The sequence below is a fragment of the uncultured Maribacter sp. genome (assembly GCF_947500985.1).
Classification (GTDB): domain Bacteria; phylum Bacteroidota; class Bacteroidia; order Flavobacteriales; family Flavobacteriaceae; genus Maribacter.
In genome coordinates this window covers 1-1,229 of sequence record NZ_CANMTX010000026.1, presented here as the reverse complement: position 1 = coordinate 1,229, position 1,229 = coordinate 1, and the positions used below count along the sequence as shown (strand labels likewise).

The window sequence follows — 1,229 nt, the reverse complement described above, 5'->3', positions numbered from 1 at the left end:
TGTAGGCTTCCCCTTATTAGGACACCTCTAAATTCGATAAATAATTATTATTTAGGTCAGGTTTGATGAAGAATTTAAATTCTTCATCAAACCTGGGCATGTATTCTTTAGGTGATTTGTTGCCCAGAGATTTATGTGGATGATTAAAATTATAGTCCTCTCTCCAGTTGTCGCTTATCTTTTGAAGTTGATAGATGTCGTTAAAATAATATGCATCTAGTATATCTTCTCTGAAAAATCTATTGAAACGTTCTATGTAACCATTTTGCATTGGTTTTCCGGGCTGTGTATATTTAATTTCTATATGGTTTTTTGTACACCATTTCATAAATGTCCTAGATATAAATTCAGGTCCATTGTCGTACCGAACATATTTAGGTGTGCCTATTTCTTCTATGAGGTTTTCCAATGTTTCCACTACCGCTCTAGCTGGGTAAGAGAGTCCAGCATTGATTGCAATAGCTTCACGGTTACAATCATCTATAACATTGAACACGCGCAGCTTTCTGCCATCTATAAGGGCATCGCTCATAAAGTCCATACTCCAGCATTCATTAAGAGTCGATGGAGTTTCCAAAGGTTGTTTTATACGCTTTATCAAACGCTTCTTATGTTTACGCCTAAGGCTGAGCTTCATATCACGATATACTCGCAATACACGCTTTCTGTTCCATTTTAGACCTTCACGACGAATCTTGTAGTAATACTCATCAAAACCTCTGGTAGGATAGGCTTCTGCTAACTCGGTCAGTTTATCTATAACCTCGCTATCGTCTCTTTTACTTTGGTAATACCACATTGACCTGCTCAGGCCTACAACATTACAGGCACGCACGATGGGAATTACATATTGTTTGATGAGATACTTTGCACGAACTCTTTTGTCGGAAGGCCTTAGAACTTTTTTGATAGTACGTCCTTTAGCATCTTATTATCCAGACTGACATCTGCGTACATCTGTTTTAACCTATTGTTCTCATCTTCCAGTTCCTTCAACCGTTTAAGTTGCTGTTGCTCCATACCACCGTACTTCTTGCGCCAATAGTAAAACGTGCTTTTATCTATTCCTAATTCTCTTGAAACATCTCCAACAGATCTTCCTTGCTGATTTTCTTTTAGAGCCTTGATAATCTGGCTCTCGCTAAACTTGCTGTTTTTCATCTTGACAGTTTGAATTTAAAGTTAGTAAATTCGAATTATGAACTGTCCTATTTTTAGGGAAGCCTACA

The 1,229-nt window shown here is 37.5% G+C and carries 2 protein-coding genes; both read right to left on the bottom strand.

Annotated features, from left to right (window positions below):
- Positions 1-16: 16 nt before the first annotated feature.
- Positions 17-859: an IS3 family transposase gene (locus Q0871_RS18610; RefSeq protein WP_299326605.1), complete on the bottom strand. Its 843-nt coding sequence runs from the start codon at positions 857-859 to the stop codon at positions 17-19.
- A gap of 35 nt (positions 860-894) precedes the next feature.
- Entirely contained in the window at positions 895-1,161 is a 267-nt protein-coding gene (locus Q0871_RS18605) for a transposase (RefSeq protein ID WP_116769775.1), read from the bottom strand.
- Positions 1,162-1,229 lie beyond the last annotated feature (68 nt).